Here is a 19,484-nt window from a genome sequence, read left to right as displayed (position 1 = left end):
TACACAGCGGGGAACGTGCGCGGCCGGGGACCGGCACGCGCACCGGCCATCCGAGCGCAGGGACGAGGTAGCTGTGGGCACATCCATCGACGCCGACGATGCCGCCGCCGCGGAGTTCCACGAGTTCTTCGAGGCCCACTACGCCGAACTCGCCCGGCTCGCGCACCTGCTGACCGGTGAGGCCGATGCCGCCGACGATCTGGCCGCCGACGCCCTGCTGGCGCTCTGGCACCGCTGGGACCGGGTCAGGAACGCCGACCACCCGGTGGCGTACGCACGCGGTGTGGTGGCCAACCTGGCCAGGACCCGGATCCGCAGCGCGGTGCGCGAGCGCCGCCGGATCGCCCTGTTCTGGGCGCCGCGCGGCGGCGGGGACGGGTACGCGGTCGACGATCCGGACGTGTCCGCGGTGGTCGACGTCCAGGGTGCGCTGCGCAGGCTGCCGTTCCGCAAGCGCGCCTGTGTGGTGCTGCGGCACGCCTTCGACCTCTCGGAGCGGGACACCTCGCTGGTGCTCGGGATCTCGGTGGGTACGGTGAAGAGCCAGACCTCGCGCGCCGTCGCGGAACTGCAACGGCTGCTCGGTCCCGATACGCCCGCCGCGCACGTACACGTGGCCGTCGCGGCGCAGCGCACCGGAGGAAGCCAGTGATGGACGAGGAGTTGCCCCGGCGGCTGCGGGACGCCGCCGAGGCGCACCGCCCGGACCGGGAGCGGATGCGGGCCCGGGTCGAGCGCGGGATGGCCGGGGGCCGCCCCCCGGCGCGTGCCGTGCGCCCGCCGCGCGCCGCGACGCCGTGGCTGCGGGTCGCGGGGGCGACGGCCGCGGTCTGCGGGGTGCTGGCGGTCGGCGCGTTCGCCGTCACCTCCGCAGGTGGCGACGAGCCGCGCGGGAAGCGGGTGGCGGCCCCGCCGTCCGCCGTCACCACGCCGTCCGCCACCGGGACGCCGGCCGCGCCCGGCGGTGCGCCGCGCACCGAGGACGGCCCGCTGTGGACGGACGGCGCCGTCGACCCGCACAGCAACGCGTACTGGGCCCAGAGCAATGTGACGCTGCGGACGACGGAGCCGCTCTCCTCGCTCACCGTCGAGCTGCGGATCGCGCTCACCGGCGGGGTGGCCAGCACCGGTTCCTGGCGCTCGCTGCCCGAGCGGGACTTCACCGTGTCGGCGACCGAGGACGGCGGCTTCCTCGTCTACCGGTGGGCCCTGAGGCCGGGGCGCACCGTGCCGGCCGGCACGCACACGTTCGCCGGGCAGTACAACCACGCGGAGGGCGAACGGGACGCCTCGGGCGACTCCCTGACCGCGCACGCCGTCCGTTCCTCCGGTCAACGGGCCTCGGTGGGCGACTCCTTCGGCCGGGATCACTGACCGGCCCGGACGGGGCAGAAGGACGAGAGCCCCTGGCCGCGGTGCCGGTCCTCACGCGTACGGGCGCCAGTCCCCGAGGTAGGCGGCCGGGGTGTGCAGCCGCGCCTGGGCAGCGGTCAGCCGGGGGCGGTTGGCGGGTACGGTGACCCGCGCGCCGGGGCCCGTGTTGCGGTACTCGGCGAAGCGCTGCTCCTGCCAGGGGAAGCCCGCGGACATGGTCCCGTAGGGCTCGTCCGTGTCGATGCCCGCGCCGAGCCGGCTGTCGCGCACGGTCAGCATCGGGCGCGCGGTGAGGTCGGAGGAGGGCACCCAGGGGCGGGCCAGCTTGACGTACCCGTCCGGCGCGGTGCCGGTGACGCGGGAGCGCAGCACCAGATAGCCGTGCGGGTTGGCTCCGGCGGTGCTGGGCGCGAAGACGAAGCCGTACGGGGCGGCATCCAGGTCGGTGCGGGTCAGGGTGCGGAAGTGGCAGCGGTCCAGGACGGCTGTGGCGCGGCCGAAGACGAAGTCGACGTCTCCCTCGACGAAGCAGTCGCGGTAGTACTGGCGGGCGAAGTCGGTGAGGGCGGGGGAATCGGCGTACAGGGTGTCCTGGTGGCCCAGGAAGCGGCAGCCGTGGAACGCCGAACGGTCGCCCGTCACCTTGATGGCGACGGCCTGGGTGCCGGTGTACTCGGGGTGGCCGGCGCGCAGCCAGTCGTTGGCGAAGGTCAGCGCGTGCGCGGTGAGGCCGGCGGGCCGGGAGGTGACGGTGGCGGATCCGCTGGTGCCGTAGGTGCCCGAACCGTCGGGCAGGGGTGTGCCGTTGGCGTTGTCGTACACGATGACGGTGTCGTGCGGGTCGCCGCTCGCCCCGATGAGGGTGAGGCCGGTCCGGTCGGCCGGGATGTCGACGGTCTCGCGGTAGGTGCCCGGGGCGATCACCAGGGTGCGGCCGGTGCCGGTCGCGGCGTCGACGGCGGCCTGGACTCCGGTGTGGTCGCCCCTTCCGCGCGCGTCGACGTACAGCGTCCCGCTGTCGAGGCGGCGGGACGGGGAGCCGTGGCGTCCGAAGGGGCGGTCGTGGGCGTGGGCCGCGGGGGCCGCGCCGAGGGCGAGGGCGGCGCCGCCGCCCGCGAACAGGGTCAGGGCGCTGCGTCTGCTGGGCAGGGGTACGGGCATGGCTGGCTTCCTTCTGCGGAGGGGCGCGGAGGGGGACGGGTCCGGGCGGCAGCCCGGACCCGTCAGGCAGCGGTCAGGCGCCGGGAATCCGGCCGGTGCCCGCGCCGAGGCCGACGAGCAGCGGCACCAGCAGCGGGTGGTCGACCCTGTTGCGCAGGGCCGGGGTCCAGCCGGCTCCCGAGGTGAGCTGTTCCTCGGGAACGCCCGCGTTGTGGACGGCGATCAGGTCGGTCCTGCGGCCGTTGACGTAGTTGTCGGCGGCCGTCAGCGAGGACTCGGACCACTTCTTGATGATCTTGGCCTTGTCGAACTCGCCGCTGAGGGTGAACGCGTTGTGCTCGGCGACGAGGTGCGACTCGGCGCCGACCCCGTAGGAGTAGCCGTAGACGCTGCCCTTGGTGGCGACGAAGTGGTTGTTGTACGAGTCGACCTGGCCGAAGCGGACCCGGGGCGCGCGCTCGTTGACGTCCTTGAAGAGGTTGTGGTGCAGGGTGACGCGGAGCTTGCCGCGGTCGGTGGCCGCGGCGCCGTCGCTGTTGCCCAGCAGCATCGTCTTGTCGTGGTCCTTGAGGACGTTCCAGGACACGGTGACCAGGTCGGCGCCCTTGACGATGTCGAAGAGCCCGTCGTGCTGCTGGTACAGCTCGTCGAAGTAGCGGGGCTGGCCGGCGTCGGGGCGGTCCCCGTCGCTGAAGGTGTTGTGGTCGACCCAGACGTGGTCGGAGCCGTGGACGACGAGGTTGTCGTACTCGGAGTTCCAGTGGCCGGTCTCCCCGTCGGTGGGGTCCCACTGGGGGAAGCAGTCGTAGGTGTCCTCGAAGCCGATGTTGCGGACGATGACGTTGGAGACGCCCTGGATCTGGATGCTGGCGCCGATGACCGTGGCGTCCTTGCCGACGCCGATCAGGGTGGTGTTGGACGGGACGTAGACGTTCACCGCGGCCTTCTGGAGCTTCGCGGAGGCCAGCCGGGCGTCCTCCATGGGGCCGGACGGGACCTCGGTCCGGCCCCAGGTGGCCGGGTCGTAGGCGGCGAGGTAGCCGTCCAGGGTGTAGCCGTCGGTCCGGTACGCGTCGCAGTCGATCGGGGTGCCCTCGGCGTCGGCGTTGCCGTGGACGGTGCCGTCGATCCTGACGATCTTCGGGGCGTCGCCCGCGTCCTTGAAGGCGGCGATGAGCTCGGCCCGGTTGCTCACGGTGTAGATGTGGTCGGGGGTGGCGGCGGCGCCTCCGGTGGTGGAGCCCTCCGCGGAGGCCCAGCCGTCGCCTGCGGGAAGCACCGAGCGCTCGACGCCCTTCCCGCCGGGGTGCGCGGAGGCCTGGGCGGGGACGCCCAGGGCCAGGGCCAGCGAGGCGCAGCCCATCGCGACGGCGATGGCACGGGTGCGGGATCTGCGTGCGGACATGACGAATCCTCAGCTCTCGTTCGGGTGTGCGGGGTGCGGGGTGCGGGGCGTGGGGCGGTGGGGCGGGGCGGGCCGTGTCAGGCCTGCGGCCAGCTGATCCACGTCTCGGGGACGGGTTCGTCGGCGCGGCGGATGTCGCGGGCGGCGAGCACCCGGGTGTCCAGCAGGGCGCGGGCCGTCATGCGGGCGACCTCGATGGCGCCCGTGGGCCGGAAGTGGGTGTTGTCCTGCTGCCCGTCCGGGTAGTTCGGGAACTCCCCCGGCTCCAGCCGGTTGAAGTACGCCTCGGTCCCGTCGGGGCCGAGTTCCTGCCAGCGGGCGAGGGACAGGGCCTGCAGGTCGAGCAGCGGCACCCGCTCCCGGGCGGCCAGGGCGCGCATGGCGGCCGGGTAGTCGCCGTGGGTGGGCGTCGCGGTGCCGTCCCCGGCGAACCGGCGGCGTTCGACCGGGGTGATCAGCACGGGCCGGGCGCGGCGGGCCCGCGCCGCGGCGATGTACCGGCCCAGACAGTCCTGGTAGGTGGTGTACGGATCGGTGCCGCGGGCCGGGTCCTCGGTCTTCTCGTCGTTGTGCCCGAACTGGATCAGCAGGAGGTCTCCGGCGCGGACGCCCTCCAGCAGGGCGGCGAGCAGGCCCTCGTCGATGAAGCTCTTCGAACTGCGGCCGTTCATCGCGTGGTTGGCGACGGTGAGGGTGCGGCTCAGGAAGAACGGCAGGGCCATGCCCCAGCCGGTCTCCGGGGCCGCGTCGGCGTACTTCCGGGCGGCCGTCGAATCGCCCGCGATGTGCACGGTGCGCGGGCGGCGGGCGGCGCCGTGCGCTGCGGCGGGGGTGGTGGTCGCGAGGGCCGGCGGCAGCGCGGCGAGGGCGGCCACGGTCCGCCTGCGGGTGAGTGACACGGTGGGACTGCCTCTCTCATGGATGCGTACGGGGTCGTACGGATGTGCAGGAGGAGAGGGGCCGGCGGCGGGACGCGGCCCGCCCGCCGGCCCCCGGTCACCGGGGTGTCGGCCTTGCGAGCGGCCGGCTCAGCCGTTGCCGATCTCCTTCCACTCCGTCTGGGCCTTGTTCAGCTCTTCGGCGATCTTGTCCAGGAAGGCCTTGGCCGTGACCTTGCCGAGCAGCAGCTTCTGGAACTCCGGCTCGTTGTCGGCCTTGCTGATGTTGTTCCAGTCGGGCAGGTAGTACGGCAGCTGCACGATCTTGGTGGAGCCGTCGGTGAGGGCCTTCGCTGCGAGCTCGGTCGGCTCGGCCGCGCTGATCCACGGGTCCTTGGCGGCCTCGGTGTTGGCCGGGATGGCGCCCGCGGACTCGTTCCACTTGCTGTTGGACGCGTGCGAGGCCGCGAACTCGATGAACTTCCAGGCGGCCGTCTTGTTCTTGCTCGACCGGAACAGGCCGAGGCCGTCGACCGGGTTGGAGACCTGGACCCGGGTGCCGCCGTCGCCGATCGGGTTGGGGATACCGGCGAACTTCTCCTTGCCCAGCGCCTTCAGGTGGTCCTGGTAGGAGCCCAGGTTGTGGCTGAGCATTCCGATGGTGCCGGTGTCCCACTGGGCGACCATCTTGGTGAAGTCGTTGTTGACGTCGGCGGCGGGCGTCGACCTCTTGTAGAGCGCGGCGTACTTCTCCAGCGCGGCGACGTTCTTCGGGTCGTTGAGGGTCGTCCTGTCGCCGTTCCAGAACTCCGTGATGCCGGACTGGCCGTACGCCGCGTCCATGGCCTGGGCGATGGAGCCGGCGCCGCCGCGGATGGTGTAGCCGAACTTGTTCTTCTTGCTGTCGGTGAGCCTGTCGGCCGCCTTGTAGAAGTTGGCCCAGGTGGTGGGTGCTTCGAGGCCGGCGGACTTGAACAGGTCGGTGCGGTACCAGATCGCGCCGTTGTTCGCGGAGGTCGGCACGGCGAACATGTCGTCGCCCCGGCCGCCGGCGTCCTTGACGCTCTCGACCATGCCCTCGACGAGCTTGCCCTTGAGGGCGGAGTCCTTGATCCGGTCGGTGAGCGGGTCGAGGGCCTCCTGCGAGACCATGTTGGCCAGGTAGGCGGTGCCCACGCCGCCCACGTCAGGCAGTCCGCCGCCCGCGATGGCCGTGTCGTACTTGGACTGCACGTCGGCGATCGGGATCGGCACGTACTTGACCTTGATGTCCGGGTTCGCCTTCTCGAAATCCTTGATGATCTCGGTCCAGATGGCGGTGCGTGGACCGCCGTTGTTGTCCCAGAAGGTGATTTCGCCCTTGCCGCTGCCCTCGGTGCCGCTCCCGCTGCCGTCGTCACCGCAGGCGGTGGCGGTCAGGGCGAGTACCGCCGCGACGGACACCGCTGCCGCGGCACGCCCCCGCTGCGTCTTCGAGATCTTCATGGTCGGCTCTTCTCTGTCGGTTGTCCGTGTGAAGGGGTGCTCTGCGTGGGGGGCTTCGTACGGTCAGGCGGTGGTGCGGAATCCGGTGAAGCAGGCCGTCCCGGCCGGCCCCGTCCCGGTGGGTGCGGTGGCGAACAGTCCGAGGAGGGCGCCGACCCAGCGCCACGGCTCCGCCGCGAAGACCTGGCCCGAGGGCCTGAACCCGGTCCCGTCCCCCGTGTCGGCGTGGAAGCGGCAGCGGGCCCCGGCCCCGACCTCGATCCGCAGCCGGGCCCGCCCCTCGGGGGCCGGTCTGCTGTGCTCGGCGTCCCGTTCGTGCTCGGCGACCGTCTCCGCGTACCGGTGCACGAGCCGGACGCCCCCGCCGTCCGACCGCTCCAGGCCGATCCAGCTGAACGCGTCCCCGAGCACGGCGAGCCCGGCCTTGGCGCCCGCCACCTCACTGCCGAGGCGGACCTCCACCTCGGCCGTGAACGTCTCGGCGGGCAGCCGCTGGACCAGCACATGGGGCAGGGCCCGCAGATCGTGCGCGTAGGCGGTCCGTACGCAGCTGAGCCGCAGCCCGTCCCCGGCGTGCTCGACGGTCCAGCCGGGGCGGGGGTTGGCGGTCCACTGCCACTGTCTGCCGTACCGGCCGCCGGGGAAGCTGTCGCTGCTCGCCGGCGCCTCGGCGGGCTGGCGGGGCACGGCCGGCTTCGGGTACGCGGACACGGGTTCGCCCGCGTCACCGATGACCGGCCAGCCGCCGCCGTCCCAGCGCATCGGCTGGAGGTGGACGACCCTCCCGTACGCCCCGCGCTCCTGGAAGTGCAGGAACCAGTCCTCGCCCGCCGCCGTGCGGACCCAGCCGCCCTGGTGCGGTCCGTTGACCCCCGTACGGCCCTGGGCGAGGACGACGCGTTCCTCGTACGGTCCGAAGAAGTCGCGGGAGCGGAAGGCGCCCTGCCAGCCCGTCGTCACCCCGCCGGCCGGGGCGAGGATCCAGAACTCGCCGTCGTGCCGGTAGAGCTTGGGGCCCTCCAGGGTGAACCAGCCGGGGATCGTGTCGGCGTCGACCAGGGTCTTGCCCTCGTCGAGCAGCTCCCGGCCGTCGGGGCTCATCCGGTGGCCGGTGAGCCGGTTCTTGATCCCGGAACGGGACTTGGCCCAGGCGTGCACGAGATAGGCCTCGCCGGTCTCCTCGTCCCACAGCGGGCAGGCGTCGATCAGCCCCCTGCCCGCCTTCAGCAGATGGGGAGCGGTCCACGGGCCCCGGATGTCCTCGGCGCTGATCTGCTGGATGCCGTGGTCGGGGTCGCCCCAGAAGATCCAGAACCGTCCGGCGTGGTGCCGCAGCGACGGCGCCCAGACCCCGCGGTCGTGGCGCGGCACCGCGAAGTCCGCGGCGGGTTCGAGGCGGTCCAAGGCGTGGCCGACGAGCGACCAGTTCACCAGGTCGCGCGAGTGCAGCAGCGGCAGTCCGGGGACCCGGCCGAAGCTGGAGGCGGTGAGGTAGAAGTCCTCGCCGACGCGCACCACGTCGGGGTCGGACCAGTCGGCGTTCAGCACCGGGTTGCGGTAGGTGCCGTCACCGAGGTCGGCGGTCCAGGGCCGTCCGCCGGAGGTGCTCACGCGGTCACCGCCCGGCGGACGTAGGCGGCGGCCGTCGCCCGGTCGAGCCGGCCGTCGGCGATGACGGTGACGACCCGGCGCACGACGGTGGCGCCCGCGGGGACGGGGAGCCGGTGGGCGGCGGCGAGGGACGAGCCGACGCCCGGGTACTCGGTGGTCCGCACGAACCACGGGTCCTGCCGGGTCTCCTCGGTCGCCCCCGCGAACACCAGGGTCCAGCCGTCGCCGCTCATCGCGACCCAGTCGGCGGCGTGTCCGTGCACCGCCTCCTCGCCGTCCCCGAGGCCGCTGAACACGGCGGGCGCCGAGGGCTCCTTGGGGGCGCGCCAGAAGAAGCCGCCGTATCCGGCGCCCGGCCGGCCGTTGGTGGCGGGGCTGCCGATGGAGAGGTCCGAGGTGCCGCGGTTGGTGAGGGAGAAGGAGAAGTCCAGCGCCCAGGCGGTGTCGGAGAGTTCGGCGGTGGCGACCGTGCGGTGCTCCCGCAGGAGCTCGGTGTCGCCGGCCTCCCAGCTGAGCTCCTCGACGAAGCCGTCCGGGTCGCGGAGCTTCCAGCCGAGGTGGCGCTGGACCCCGTGGTTGTCGAGCGCGGTGGGGCCCTGGTCGCGGACGAAGGTGCGGCCGCCCCAGAAGTTGTGGCCCGCCACGTCGGGCACCGCGACGGAGGTGCCGAGGTGGTGGAGGTGGTCGGCCGGGCGCTCCTCGGTGACCGGGATGCCGCCGAGGGTGGTGACGGGGTGGAGGTAGGGGCGGCCGTCGGGGGCGGGGAGGTAGGTGTAGCGGCCGACGGGGCGGCCGGCGCAGCTCAGGAGTGCGGTGGTCGTCACGGTGAACTCACCTCGGTGGGGAGCGCCCAGGGGACGCCGAGTTCGGAGAAGAGCGTGAGGGTGTCGGCGCCCGCCGCGACGGCCGCGTCGATGCCGCGCACCACCCGGCGGGTGCCGCCGCCGGTGAGGGCGGGGGCGGTGTGCCAGGCGCCGGACGGCAGGGCGAGCGGTTCTGGGGCGGTCCGGACGGCTTCGACGACCTCCATGAACGCCCCGGTGCGGTGCGGCGGCACGAGCAGCGCCGTGCCGTGCGTCAGGTGGTCGACGAGGTTCTCCAGGAGGTCGGTCCGTCCGTGGACGGTCTCCCGCGGGCCGTGTCCGGCGCGCTGGAGGAGGACCCGGTCCTGCTTGTACCAGAAGGTGATCCGGCCGCGGTCGCCGTGGACGATCACATAGGGTTCGCCGGCCTGTTCGGCGCAGAGGGTGACGGCGACGGTGACCGGCAGCCCGGACGTGGTGGTGACGCGTACGCAGGAGGTGTCGTCGGCCTCGATGTCGTGGGCACGGAAGAGTTCGGTCTCGATCGATGCGATGTCCTGCGCCGCCGCGCTGCCGGCGAGTTCGAGGGCGGTGGCGACGGCGTGCGCGAGCGGGTTGGTCAGCACCCCGTCGACCACGTCGGTGCCGCCGATCCGCCGCCGCCCGGCCCAGGGCGCCCGCCGGTAGTAGGTGTCGTCGCGGACCCAGGCGCCCGCGGCCCCGTAGCCCCGCACGGTGCCGACGGCGCCGGTGCGGACGAGTTCCCGGATGGCGGGTACGGCGTGCGAGCCGCAGGACTGGAAGCCCACCTGGCAGGCGATGCCGGCGTCCCGTACCCCGGTCAGGATCCGCTCGAAGTCGGCCCGGGTCGCGGCGGGCGGTTTCTCCAGCAGGAGGTGGACACCGCGTCCGGCGGCGGTGAGCGCCAGCTCCGTGTGGGTCTGGATGGGGGTGCAGATGACGGCGGCGCGGGCTCCGGTGGAGTCCAGGAGCGCCCCGAAGTCGGCTGACTGCTGCGGGAGTTCGGTGGCGAAGGCGGCGAGCTCGTGCGCGCCGAGCGGGTTGAGTTCGCAGATCCCGGCGAGCCGCACGAGGCCCTGGTCCTGGAGGCGGCGGATGTTGGCGAGGTGCCAGCGCCCGTGGCCGCGGGCGCCCGCGAGGACGATCGGCAGCGGGGTGGGGCGGGTGTGTGTGGGGCCCATGCGCGTCAGCCCTTCACGGCGCCGGCGCTGAAGCCGGTGATCAGCCACTTCTGGATGAAGGCGAAGACGATCACCACGGGGACCGCGGCGATCACACCGCCCGCGGCGAGCGCGCCCAGATCGACGCTGTCCGCGCCGATGAGGGTGTTCAGGCCGACCGGGATCGTCTGCTTGTCCTGCTCGCTGAGGAACATCAGGGCGAACAGGAAGTGGTTCCAGCTGTGCACGAAGGCGAACGAGCCGACCGCGATCAGCCCCGGCCGCAGCAGCGGCAGCACCACCGCGCAGAAGGCACGGAAGCGCGAGCAGCCGTCCACCCAGGCGGCCTCCTCCAGCGAGACGGGCACGTTCTTGATGAATCCGCTGATCAGGATGATCGACAGCGGCAGCTGGAAGACCGTCTCCGCGATGACCACGCTCCCCAGGGAGTTGATCATCTGGAGGTTCTTGAAGATCTCGAAGAGCGGTACGAGCATCAGCGCGCCCGGGATGAACTGCGAGCAGAGCAGCGCCAGCATGAAGGCGTTCTTGATCTTGAAGTTGAACCGGGCGAGGGCGTAGCCGCCGGCCAGCGCGACGAGCGTGGTGGCGATCAGGGTGCAGACCCCGACGATCATGCTGTTCTGGAAGAAGAGGGCGAAGCTGCGCTCGTTCCAGACCTTGTCGAAGTGCTCCCCGGTCATCGGCCACGGCACCAGCGAGGTGGACCCGGCGGGGCGCACGGCGAACAGGAACATCCAGTAGAACGGGATGAGGGTGAAGACCAGGTAGATGCCGAGCGGTACGTAGATCTGCCAGCGCGGCACCTCGTCGAAGGCGCGCTCGCGTCCGGGCCTGCGGCGCCGGTGCTCGGCGGCCGGCCGGCTGCTCGGGGCGGGCGGGTGTGCGGAGTCGGTGCCGTTCTTCTCGGCCAGTGCGGCAGTCACTTGTGGTCGCCTCCGAACTTGCTCAGGCGCAGATAGACGATCGAGCAGAAGAGGAGGATCACGAAGGCGACGGTGGTGAGCGCGGAGGCGTACCCGAAGTCGTGGCCCTCGATGCCGGTGTTGGCGACATAGAGCGGCAGGGTGGTGGTCTCGCCCGCCGGCCCGCCCCCGGTGAGGGTGTAGAGCAGGTCGACGTTGTTGAACTCCCAGACGCCGCGCAGCAGGGTGGCGAGGATGATCGCGTCCCGCAGGTGCGGCAGCGTGATGTGGAAGAACTGGCGCAGTCGCCCCGCTCCGTCGACGGACGCCGCCTCGTACAGCTCCTTGGAGACGGACTGGAGGTCGGCGAGGATGAGGATGGCGAAGAAGGGGACTCCGCGCCAGAGTTCGGCGACGGTCGCGGCCCAGAAGACGGTTCCGGTGTCGGAGAGCACGGAGGTTCCGTAGTCGCCGATGCCGGCGTCCGCGAGGTAACGGCTGAAGCCGGTCGAGGAGTTGTAGAGCAGGATCCAGATGGTGCTGGTCAGTACGCCGGAGACGGCCCAGGGCGAGAAGACCATGGCGCGGGAGATGCCGCGGCCGATGAAGGTCTGGTTGACGATCAGGGCGAGGGCGAGGCCCAGGGTGAGCTGAAGCGCCACCTGGGTGACCACCCACTGGGCGCTGAAGCCCAGGGTGGTCCAGAACTGGTCGTCCTCGGTGAAGATCCGGGTGAAGTTGTCGAGGCCCGCGAAGCCGTTCCGCCACGGCTTGGTGACGTTGTAGTTCTGCAGGCTGTAGTAGAAGACGCTGATCACCGGGTAGGCGATGAAGCCCAGCATCAGCAGCCCCGCGGGGGCGATCAGCAGGTACGGCAGTCGGCGGGGGCTCGCGGAGCGGCGCCTGGGCACCTTGGGCGGTGTGGCCACAGCGGCGGCTTGGGCCATGACACGTCTCCGTTCTCTGAGGTACTGGGGGTGCGGGCTGGTGCCGGGGCACTCGGCGGGGACCGGTGGTGCCTGGTGATGCGTGTAGTGCGCAAGCGCTTCCCGCATGCCGTTCGGCGGGTCGGACGTGCGGTGCGCGGAATTCCGGTGGGGCCGTTCAGCCGGCGTACGGGTCGGGCACTTCTCCCGGCCGGGCCAGGAAGGCGAAGTCGCAGCCGGTGTCGGCCTGGGTGATCTGGTCCTGGTAGAGCGCCCCGTATCCGCGCTCGTACCGGTTGGCCGGCGGCGTCCACTCGGCCGCGCGCCGCGACAACTCCTCCTCGGTCACGTCGAGATGGAGCAGGCGCGCCTCGACGTCCAGGGTGATCAGGTCACCGCTGCGGACGAGGGCGAGGGGCCCGCCGACATAGGACTCGGGTGCGATGTGCAGCACGCAGGCCCCGTAACTGGTGCCGCTCATCCGGGCATCCGAGAGCCGCACCATGTCGCGTACGCCCTGCTTCAGCAGGTAGTCGGGGATCGGCAGCATGCCGTACTCGGGCATCCCGGGGCCGCCCTTGGGTCCGGCGTTGCGGAGCACCAGCACATGGTCCGGGGTGAGGGCGAGCGCCGGGTCGTTGATGGTGCGCTGCATCTCCTTGTAGTCGTCGAAGACGACCGCGGGACCGGTGTGGCGCAGCAGGTGCGGTTCGGCGGCGATGTGCTTGATGACCGCGCCGTCCGGGCAGAGGTTGCCGCGCAGCACCGCCACCCCGCCCTCGTCGGCGAGCGGGTTGTCGCGCTCCCGGATGACGTCGCTGTTGTGCACGAGCGCGCCGTCGAGCTGCGCGCGCAGGGTGTCGTGCGCGACGGTGGGCCGGTCCAGGTGGAGTACGTCGGTGAGGCGGGCCAGGAAGCCGGGCAGCCCGCCGGCGAAGTGGAAGTCCTCCATGAGGTACTTCCCGCCGGGGCGCAGATTGGCCAGCACCGGGACGGTGCGGGCGATGCGGTCGAAGTCGTCGAGGGTGAGCCTGATCCCGGAGCGGCCCGCCATCGCGATGAGGTGGATGACGGCGTTGGTGGAGCCGCCGAGCGCGAGGACCGTGGCGACGGCGTCCTCGTACGCGTCCGCCGTGAGGATGTCCGACAGTTTCCGCTGCTGCCAGACCAGTTCGACGATCGCGAGCCCGGACCGCGCGGCCATCCGGTCGTGGCCCGAGTCGACGGCCGGGATGGAGGAGGCGCCGGGGACGGTGACGCCGAGCGCCTCGGCCGCGGCCGTCAGGGTGGAGGCGGTGCCCATCGTCATGCAGTGGCCGGGCGAGCGGGCGAGCCCGTTCTCCAGTTCGGCCATCTCGCAGTCGCCGATGAGTCCGGCCCGCTTGTCGTCCCAGTACTTCCACATGTCGGTGCCGGAGCCGAGGACCTCGTCGCGCCAGTGCCCCGGCAGCATCGGCCCGGCCGGTACGAAGACGGCCGGCAGGTCGACGGAGGCGGCGCCCATCAGCAGCGCGGGCGTCGACTTGTCGCAGCCGCCGAGCAGCACCGCACCGTCGACGGGGTAGGAGCGCAGCAGCTCCTCCGTCTCCATCGCCAGCATGTTGCGGTAGAGCATCGGGGTCGGCTTCTGGAACGTCTCCGAGAGGGTGGCGACCGGGAATTCGAGCGGGAAGCCGCCCGCCTGCCAGACGCCCCGCTTGACCGCCTGGGCGCGGTCGCGCAGGTGGACGTGGCAGGGGTTGATGTCGGACCAGGTGTTGAGGATCGCGATGACGGGCTTGCCGAGGTGCTCCTCGGGGAGGTAGCCGAGCTGGCGGGTGCGGGCGCGGTGGCTGAAGGAGCGCAGCCCGTCCGTGCCGTACCACTGGTGGCTGCGCAGCTCCTCCGAGCTGATGCGGCCGGCCCCGGGGATCATATGGACCACCCCGCGACCTGGTCGGCGACCTCGGCACGCTGGGCTTCGGGCAGCACCCGGCTGGGCGGGCGGACGTCGCGGCCGCACAGGCCGAGCGAGGCCAGGGCCTCCTTGACGACCGTCACGTTGTTGGCGGACTGGCGGTCGGCGCGCAGTTCCTCGAAGCGGCGGATCTGCTCCCAGACCTTCATCGCGGCCGGGTGGTCGCCCGCCCGCAGCGCCTCCAGCATGGCGATCGAGACGCCGGGGGCGACGTTGACGAGGCCGGAGGTGAACCCGGTGGCGCCCGCGGAGAAGTAGGAGGGGGCGTACAGCTCGGCGAGGCCGGCGATCCAGACGAACCGGTCGAGACCCGCGTCCCGGGCGAACGCGGCGAAGCGGGCGGCGTCCGGGACGGCGTACTTGACGCCGATGACGTTGGGGCAGGCGTCCGCGAGCGCCGCCAGGGCATCGCCGTCCAGGTGCGGGTTGCGGATGTAGGGCACGACGCCGAGTCCGGGGACGGCGTCCGCGATGGCCCGGTGGTAGTCGATCCAGCCGTCCTGCGAGACGTACGGGTGGACGGGCTGGTGCACCATCACCATCTCGGCGCCGGTGTCCCTGGCGTGCTCGGCCGCGGCGACGGCGGTCGGCACGTCGTGCCCGACCCCGACCAGGATCGCGGCACGGCCGCCCGCCTCGTCGACGGTCAGCTCGGTGACGGCGCGCCGCTCCTCGGGGGTCAGCGCGTAGAACTCGCCGGTGTTGCCGTTCGGGGTGAGGATGCGTACGCCGCCGTCGAGGAGCCTGCGCAGCAGGGCGCGGTGCGCCGCCGTGTCGATGGTGCCGTCCGCGGCGAACGGGGTCACCGGGATCGCCACGACGTCTGCGAGGGCCGCCTTCAGCGGTGTGAGGTCCATACGGACAGGCCTTTCTTCGGTGTGCCGGTGGTTCACGCCGCGCCGCCCCCGTCTTCGTCGTCGGGGAACGCGCGGCGGACGAACGACGCGATGTGGTCGTGCAGGGCCCCGGCCGCGGCGTCCGCGTCGTCGGCGAGCGCGAGCCGCAGGATCTCCCGGTGCTCGGCCGCCTCCCGCTCCCAGGACGGGATGGTCGCCCAGGCCACGGTCGAGACGAGGGCCGCCTGGTCGCGTACCTCGTCGAGCATCCGGGCCAGCAGCGGGTTGCCGCAGGGCAGGTAGAGCGCCCGGTGGAAGTCCCGGTTGGCGAGCGACCTGTCCGCCTTGTCGCCGGCCGAGTCGGCCCGTTCCAGGGCCTCCTGGGCCTCGTCGAGCGAGGCCTTGCGGGTGATGGAGCGGCGCAGCGCCTCCGGTTCGAGGAGCAGCCGCACGTCGTACACCTCCCGGGCCATGGTCGCGTCGACCAGGCGCACGGTCGCGCCCTTGTACTGGCTCATGACGACGAGTCCGGTACCGGCGAGGGTCTTGAGCGCCTCACGGACGGGGGTCTTGGAGACCCCGAACTGTGCGGCGAGCTCGGTCTCGACGAGCGCCTGCCCTGGTCTCAGCTGCGCCGTGAGGATCGCGTGCTTGATCGCCTCCAGCACGTACTGGGTGCGGGACGGAATCGGGGTGGGCGCAAAGGTCATGGGTGAAGGGCTCTCGCATCTCGCGTATCGCGTCTCATATATGACGTACGAAGTACGACGCGATGAAGCTAGAGGCGCCAGGAATGTTTCGTCAACGCTTCTGACAGAAGAACTTCACCGGACTACGACGTGTGCCGTACACGGATCGCGGCACCGGACCGCCCCGCCGAACGGCGTACGGCATCTGCCCGATGCCCCGCGAGGGCCTTAACGGACAGCCTGACCGCACAACACACGTGCAGGTCAGGGAGGTTCGGTGGGTGCGATGGCGGGGTCGGCGGCGGGGCGGGTACTGAGGGACCGGACGGCGGGGCTGTTCCTGGCGGCGGTCGTCGTCTCCGGGTTCGGCAGCTCGGCGATGTCTCTGGCGGCCGGGATCTGGGTCAAGTCGCTGACGGGCTCGGACAGTCTGGCGGCGCTCGCCCTGTTCACCGTCTGGCTGCCGGTGCTGCTCGGTCCACTCCTCGGGGCGGTGGCCGACCGGCTGCCCGGGAAGCCGCTGCTGGTCTGGTCGAACATCGTGATGGCCCTGCTGCTGACCACCCTGACCGCGGTGGATTCCGCGGGACGGATCTGGATCCTGTTCGCGGTGCTCCTGCTGTACGGGACGAGCTTCGTGCTGATGGACTCGGCGGAGTCGGCGCTGGTCGGGCGGGCGGTGGACGCCCGGCTGCTGGGAGACTTCAACGGGCTGCGGATGACGGCGAACGAGGGCATGAAGCTGGTGGCCCCGCTCACCGGCGCGGCACTGTACGCGCGCTTCGGCGGCGTCTCCGTGGCCCTGCTGGACGCGGCCTCCTTCGCACTGGCCGCCGGGCTCTACGGACTGCTGCGGGTGCGGCGGCCCGCCCCGGCGGCGACCGGGGACACCGGGGACGGGGCGGACGGCTGGACCGCGGGGATGCGGCAGGTGTGGGGGTCACCGGTGCTGCGTCCGCTGGTGCTCGCCGGATCGGTCACGATGCTGTGCGCCGGGCTCAACGGGGCGACGCTGTACGCGGTCGTGGACAGGACGCTGGGTCACTCCCCGGCGTACGCGGGGGTGCTCTCCGCGGTACAGGGCGTCGGGTCCGTCGCCATCGGGCTGCTGGCCGGGCCGCTGCTGCGGCGGCTGCCGGAGCGGGTGTTCACGGCGGTGGGCATCGCCGTGTTCGGGCTGGCGGTGGGGCTGCGCGCGGTGCCGTACGACGCGGTGGCGCTGGTGGCGTGCGGGCTGATCGGGGCCGGGCTGCCGTGCGTGCTGATCGCCGCGATGACGGCGGTGCAGCGGGAGACGCCGCACGCGCTGCTGGGCCGGACGGCGGCGACCGCCAACACGCTGATGTTCGCGCCGAACGCGGTGGCGCTGGCGCTGGGCGCGGGGCTGGTGGCGGTGGTGGACGTCCAGGTGCTGCTGCCGTTGGTGGGCGCGTCGGCGCTGGCGGCCGCGCTGGTTCCGGTCACGGGCCGGCGGGGGCGGCTGACGGGCGCCCCCACCGGCCCGCTTCCGTCATCGACCGAGGCGTGAGAGCGCTCCGGCGACGGCTTCGAGGTCCGGGCCGGAGGCCAGCCCCGCGTGGTAGAGCCGCAGTTGGCCGGCGCCGAGCGAGGCCGCGTGCCGGGCGTCGCGCTCCAGGGTGTCCGGGCTGCCGCCCATCCCCCGCACCACGGTGAGGTTGGCCGCGATCACACCCTCGCGGCCGGCGAACGGGCCGAGCACGGCCTCGCGCGCCGCGTCGGTGCCGGTGCAGGGCAGCACCACCCCGTCCGCCACGGACAGGATGTGCTCCGGGTCGACGCCCACGTTCGCACCGGAGCGGTACGGCGCGGGGTCGGCGTGCAGCAGCACCTGGAAGTCCGGCGCCGCGGCCGCCCGCACCGCGGCGACCACCGAATCCTGCAGCCCGCGGGCCACTTGGGCGCGCCACTGGAGGGTGGCGGCGGCGAGGTCCGCGCCGAGGAGCTTCTCGACGCCGGACCAGCCGGCCTCCGGGGAGCCGGCACCGGCCCAGGCCGGCTCCAGCGCCCGGCGTACGGCTCGGCCCAGCTCGTCGGCGTCCAGCCCCTGACCCGCGTACCCGGTCCGGCAGTCGGGGCAGAAGCAGAGCGACATCAGGTACTGCGCCGCGTCGCCGAGGCCGACGCCCGCGATCTTGTCGTGGGCGTGCAGATGCGCGAAGCCGTACCAGCCGCAGGACTCCAGCTCGGTGCCGTGCGTACCGCCGCGCACCGCCGCCTCCGCCGCCAGGTCCACCAGATGGGCGCGGACACCGGGCTGCGCGACGCAGGGGGCCCACGGGTAGCGGTCACCGTAGGCGTTGACCACGGAGATGTCCGGGTGCTCGGCGCCCAGCCGGGAGTTGTGCGCGAGGACCACCCAGCTGTGCACCTGGAGACCCGCACCGGTCAGGGCCTCCGCGGCCTCGGCGTAGGGGTCGTCCGAGGCCACCCAGGACTGCGCGCGGGGCCGCAGCCCGCGCTCCGCCCACCGTGCGGGGTCCGGCGGGTAGAGCACCGCGGCGTACTCGGCCGTGACGATGCGGTGGCCGGGGTGGCGCGGGGTCAGTGCCCGGGTGGAGTGGTAGGCGGAGGCGAGCGTCACCTGCTGGACGCCGAGGTCCGCGACACGGGCGGCGGCGTCCGGGTCACCGACGACGTCCCAGGGGTACAGGAAGGCGGAGGTCCTCACCCGCGCTCCCCGGTGTCGCCGCCGGCGCTCCGCTCCAGCAGCGCGCGGCCGCTCTCGATGATCGCGGTCAGCTCCTTGACGTGCGCGGCCGGCGGCTCGGTGAGCGGGCTGCGCACCTCGCCGACTTCGAGGCCCTGGAGCCGGACGGCCGCCTTGACCAGCGAGACCGCGTAGCCGCGGCCCTTGGCCCGCAGTTCGACGAGGGGCCGGTAGAAGTGGTCGAGCAGCGCGTTGACGAGGGCGTCGTCACCCGCTTCGAGGGCCCGGTAGAAGGCCAGCGCGATATCGGGCGCGAAGGCGAAGACGGCGGAGGAGTAGAGCGTGACGCCGATGCCCCGGTAGGCGAGGCCGGTGAGCTCTGCGGTGGGCAGCCCGTTGAAGTACAGGAAGTCCCGGCCGGGCAGCTCAGTGCGGACGGCGCTGACGATGCGCTGCATCAGGTCGAGGTCGCCGTAGCCGTCCTTGAGGCCGACGACGCCCGGCGTCTGCGCCAGGGCGACCACGGTCTGCGGGGTGAAGACGGCGTTGTCGCGCTGGTAGACGATCGTCTCCAGGCCGGTGGCGGCGGCGAGTGCCGTGTAGTGGGCCAGCAGCCCCTCCTGGTCGGCCACGACCAGGTACGGCGGCATGGCGAGGAGCCCGTCCGCGCCCGCCTCCTCGGCGAGCTTCGCGAACTGGACGGCGAGGGCGGTGCCGTATCCGGCGCCCGCCACGACGGGCACCCGGCCGGCGGTCTCCTCGACGGCCGCGGCGACGACGAGGCGGAACTCCTCGGGCGTCAGGGCGTGGAACTCACCCGTCCCGCAGCAGGCGAAGACAGCCGCCGCACCGGCGTCGATGCCCTTGCGCACATGCGCGCGGAAGACATCGAGGTCGACGGAGCCGTCGGGTCCGTAGGCGGTGACGGGGAAGAAGAGCGGCCCGGCGACAGCGGTGAGTCGGGCGGCGAGTGGGGCTGAGGTCACGGGCGCTCCCTGAGCGGATTCAGGCGTGCACAATTCTGATCGACGTCCATACTTATGAACGGTGCTTACGCTAAGGCAGTGGCTCGGCGCGGGTCAAGGCGGGTTCGCGCCCCTGTCCTGGGCGAGGGGTTCCGTCCTCAATCGCCGGACGGGCTGGAGAGGTGCGGGTGCCCCGCGGGGGTGCGCCTTCCCGGTGGGTGGGGGTTCGGTGCCCCTCCGGGGCGTCTCCTCGAACGACGAACGTGCGGCGGGTACGCGAACGGACCCGGGTATCCGTTCGTCGTCCTGCGGGGACTCCCCTGCACGGCCCCGAACCCGGCCGTCCCGCGTCCGCGACAGCAGTCTCGCCGGCGTGCAGACGCGCGTGATGCAGGGGTGGGGACGTGCAGGGGAGTCCCCGCAGGAAATGGCGTACGACCCGGGTCCCCCACGTCGCCGGGTGAACACGCCATTTCTGAGGAGACGCCCCGGAGGGGCACCACCCCCCACCCACCGGACATGGCGCACCCCTGCGGGGCACCCGCACAAAATCAAGCCCGTCCGGCGATTGAGGACAAAGACCCGCACCCCGGAACCCCTCTTGACGCAACCCCACACC

17 protein-coding genes are annotated in these 19,484 nt (G+C 72.5%); 3 read left to right on the top strand and 14 right to left on the bottom strand.

Annotation, left to right across the window (positions count from 1 at the left end):
- Positions 1-73: 73 nt before the first annotated feature.
- Entirely contained in the window at positions 74-652 is a 579-nt protein-coding gene (locus tag ACIQM0_RS08885; protein WP_363028433.1) for a SigE family RNA polymerase sigma factor, read from the top strand.
- Positions 652-1,374: a hypothetical protein gene (locus ACIQM0_RS08880; RefSeq protein ID WP_401284833.1), complete on the top strand. Its 723-nt coding sequence runs from the start codon at positions 652-654 to the stop codon at positions 1,372-1,374. Before ACIQM0_RS08885 ends, ACIQM0_RS08880 begins: the two co-directional genes overlap by 1 nt.
- A gap of 51 nt (positions 1,375-1,425) precedes the next feature.
- Here ACIQM0_RS08880 and ACIQM0_RS08875 read toward each other — a convergent pair whose 3' ends face one another.
- The 12 genes from ACIQM0_RS08875 to ACIQM0_RS08820 form a co-directional block, all read right to left on the bottom strand.
- The gene (locus ACIQM0_RS08875; protein WP_401285112.1) at positions 1,426-2,523 is read right to left on the bottom strand and encodes a pectinesterase family protein; all 1,098 of its coding nucleotides are present in this window, start codon (positions 2,521-2,523) and stop codon (positions 1,426-1,428) included.
- An 85-nt stretch (positions 2,524-2,608) separates the two neighbouring features.
- Positions 2,609-3,940, bottom strand: coding sequence for a polysaccharide lyase family 1 protein (locus ACIQM0_RS08870; RefSeq protein WP_401284830.1), 1,332 nt, complete (start codon positions 3,938-3,940; stop codon positions 2,609-2,611).
- Positions 3,941-4,017: 77 nt separating this feature from the next.
- Positions 4,018-4,839, bottom strand: a complete 822-nt coding sequence (locus tag ACIQM0_RS08865; RefSeq protein WP_401284828.1) for a rhamnogalacturonan acetylesterase — start codon at positions 4,837-4,839, stop codon at positions 4,018-4,020.
- A gap of 129 nt (positions 4,840-4,968) precedes the next feature.
- Complete coding sequence (locus tag ACIQM0_RS08860) at positions 4,969-6,303, bottom strand: ABC transporter substrate-binding protein (protein WP_401284825.1); 1,335 nt, start codon at positions 6,301-6,303, stop codon at positions 4,969-4,971.
- Positions 6,304-6,366: 63 nt separating this feature from the next.
- Entirely contained in the window at positions 6,367-7,914 is a 1,548-nt protein-coding gene (locus ACIQM0_RS08855) for a family 43 glycosylhydrolase (protein ID WP_401284822.1), read from the bottom strand.
- Positions 7,911-8,738, bottom strand: a complete 828-nt coding sequence (locus ACIQM0_RS08850; RefSeq protein WP_401284819.1) for a PmoA family protein — start codon at positions 8,736-8,738, stop codon at positions 7,911-7,913. Before ACIQM0_RS08850 ends, ACIQM0_RS08855 begins: the two co-directional genes overlap by 4 nt.
- The gene (locus tag ACIQM0_RS08845; RefSeq protein ID WP_401284816.1) at positions 8,735-9,919 is read right to left on the bottom strand and encodes a Gfo/Idh/MocA family protein; all 1,185 of its coding nucleotides are present in this window, start codon (positions 9,917-9,919) and stop codon (positions 8,735-8,737) included. The genes ACIQM0_RS08850 and ACIQM0_RS08845 overlap by 4 nt, the downstream gene beginning before the upstream one ends.
- Before the next feature lie 5 nt (positions 9,920-9,924).
- Positions 9,925-10,845, bottom strand: a complete 921-nt coding sequence (locus ACIQM0_RS08840; protein ID WP_401284813.1) for a carbohydrate ABC transporter permease — start codon at positions 10,843-10,845, stop codon at positions 9,925-9,927.
- On the bottom strand, positions 10,842-11,771 hold the full coding sequence (locus ACIQM0_RS08835; protein ID WP_250970433.1) for a carbohydrate ABC transporter permease: 930 nt from the start codon (positions 11,769-11,771) through the stop codon (positions 10,842-10,844). The genes ACIQM0_RS08840 and ACIQM0_RS08835 overlap by 4 nt, the downstream gene beginning before the upstream one ends.
- Before the next feature lie 157 nt (positions 11,772-11,928).
- Positions 11,929-13,665, bottom strand: a complete 1,737-nt coding sequence (araD, locus tag ACIQM0_RS08830; RefSeq protein ID WP_401284810.1) for an L-arabinonate dehydratase — start codon at positions 13,663-13,665, stop codon at positions 11,929-11,931.
- Complete coding sequence (locus ACIQM0_RS08825) at positions 13,662-14,564, bottom strand: dihydrodipicolinate synthase family protein (RefSeq protein ID WP_401284807.1); 903 nt, start codon at positions 14,562-14,564, stop codon at positions 13,662-13,664. The genes araD and ACIQM0_RS08825 overlap by 4 nt, the downstream gene beginning before the upstream one ends.
- Before the next feature lie 32 nt (positions 14,565-14,596).
- A complete protein-coding gene (locus ACIQM0_RS08820) occupies positions 14,597-15,253 on the bottom strand; it encodes a GntR family transcriptional regulator (RefSeq protein WP_401284805.1) in 657 nt (218 codons plus the stop codon).
- Between the two features lie 265 nt (positions 15,254-15,518).
- Between ACIQM0_RS08820 and ACIQM0_RS08815 the strand changes: the two genes are divergently transcribed.
- Positions 15,519-16,760 (top strand): MFS transporter, encoded by a 1,242-nt coding sequence (locus ACIQM0_RS08815; protein WP_401285110.1) that lies wholly within the window; start codon positions 15,519-15,521, stop codon positions 16,758-16,760.
- Here ACIQM0_RS08815 and ACIQM0_RS08810 read toward each other — a convergent pair.
- Together ACIQM0_RS08810 and ACIQM0_RS08805 are read right to left on the bottom strand one after the other, a co-directional pair.
- Complete coding sequence (locus ACIQM0_RS08810) at positions 16,743-17,921, bottom strand: hypothetical protein (protein WP_401284802.1); 1,179 nt, start codon at positions 17,919-17,921, stop codon at positions 16,743-16,745. The two genes, ACIQM0_RS08815 and ACIQM0_RS08810, sit on opposite strands and share 18 nt — an antisense overlap.
- Positions 17,918-18,886: a 5-dehydro-4-deoxyglucarate dehydratase gene (locus ACIQM0_RS08805; protein ID WP_401284799.1), complete on the bottom strand. Its 969-nt coding sequence runs from the start codon at positions 18,884-18,886 to the stop codon at positions 17,918-17,920. Before ACIQM0_RS08805 ends, ACIQM0_RS08810 begins: the two co-directional genes overlap by 4 nt.
- Between the last annotated feature and the right edge of the window lie 598 nt (positions 18,887-19,484).

Source organism: Streptomyces sp. NPDC091387, assembly GCF_044756945.1.
Classification (GTDB): domain Bacteria; phylum Actinomycetota; class Actinomycetes; order Streptomycetales; family Streptomycetaceae; genus Streptomyces.
The sequence above is the reverse complement of the archived record's forward strand: the minus strand, read 5'-3'. Positions and strand labels throughout refer to the sequence as shown.

Coding starts and splice junctions, on each gene's coding strand:
- ACIQM0_RS08880 (WP_401284833.1), top strand. CDS start 652: ATGGACGAGGAGTTGCCCCGGCGGCTGCGGGACGCCGCCGAGGCGCAC.
- ACIQM0_RS08870 (WP_401284830.1), bottom strand. CDS start 3,940: ATGTCCGCACGCAGATCCCGCACCCGTGCCATCGCCGTCGCGATGGGC.
- ACIQM0_RS08860 (WP_401284825.1), bottom strand. CDS start 6,303: ATGAAGATCTCGAAGACGCAGCGGGGGCGTGCCGCGGCAGCGGTGTCC.
- ACIQM0_RS08845 (WP_401284816.1), bottom strand. CDS start 9,919: ATGGGCCCCACACACACCCGCCCCACCCCGCTGCCGATCGTCCTCGCG.
- ACIQM0_RS08835 (WP_250970433.1), bottom strand. CDS start 11,771: ATGGCCCAAGCCGCCGCTGTGGCCACACCGCCCAAGGTGCCCAGGCGC.
- araD (WP_401284810.1), bottom strand. CDS start 13,665: ATGATCCCCGGGGCCGGCCGCATCAGCTCGGAGGAGCTGCGCAGCCAC.
- ACIQM0_RS08825 (WP_401284807.1), bottom strand. CDS start 14,564: ATGGACCTCACACCGCTGAAGGCGGCCCTCGCAGACGTCGTGGCGATC.
- ACIQM0_RS08820 (WP_401284805.1), bottom strand. CDS start 15,253: ATGACCTTTGCGCCCACCCCGATTCCGTCCCGCACCCAGTACGTGCTG.
- ACIQM0_RS08815 (WP_401285110.1), top strand. CDS start 15,519: ATGGCGGGGTCGGCGGCGGGGCGGGTACTGAGGGACCGGACGGCGGGG.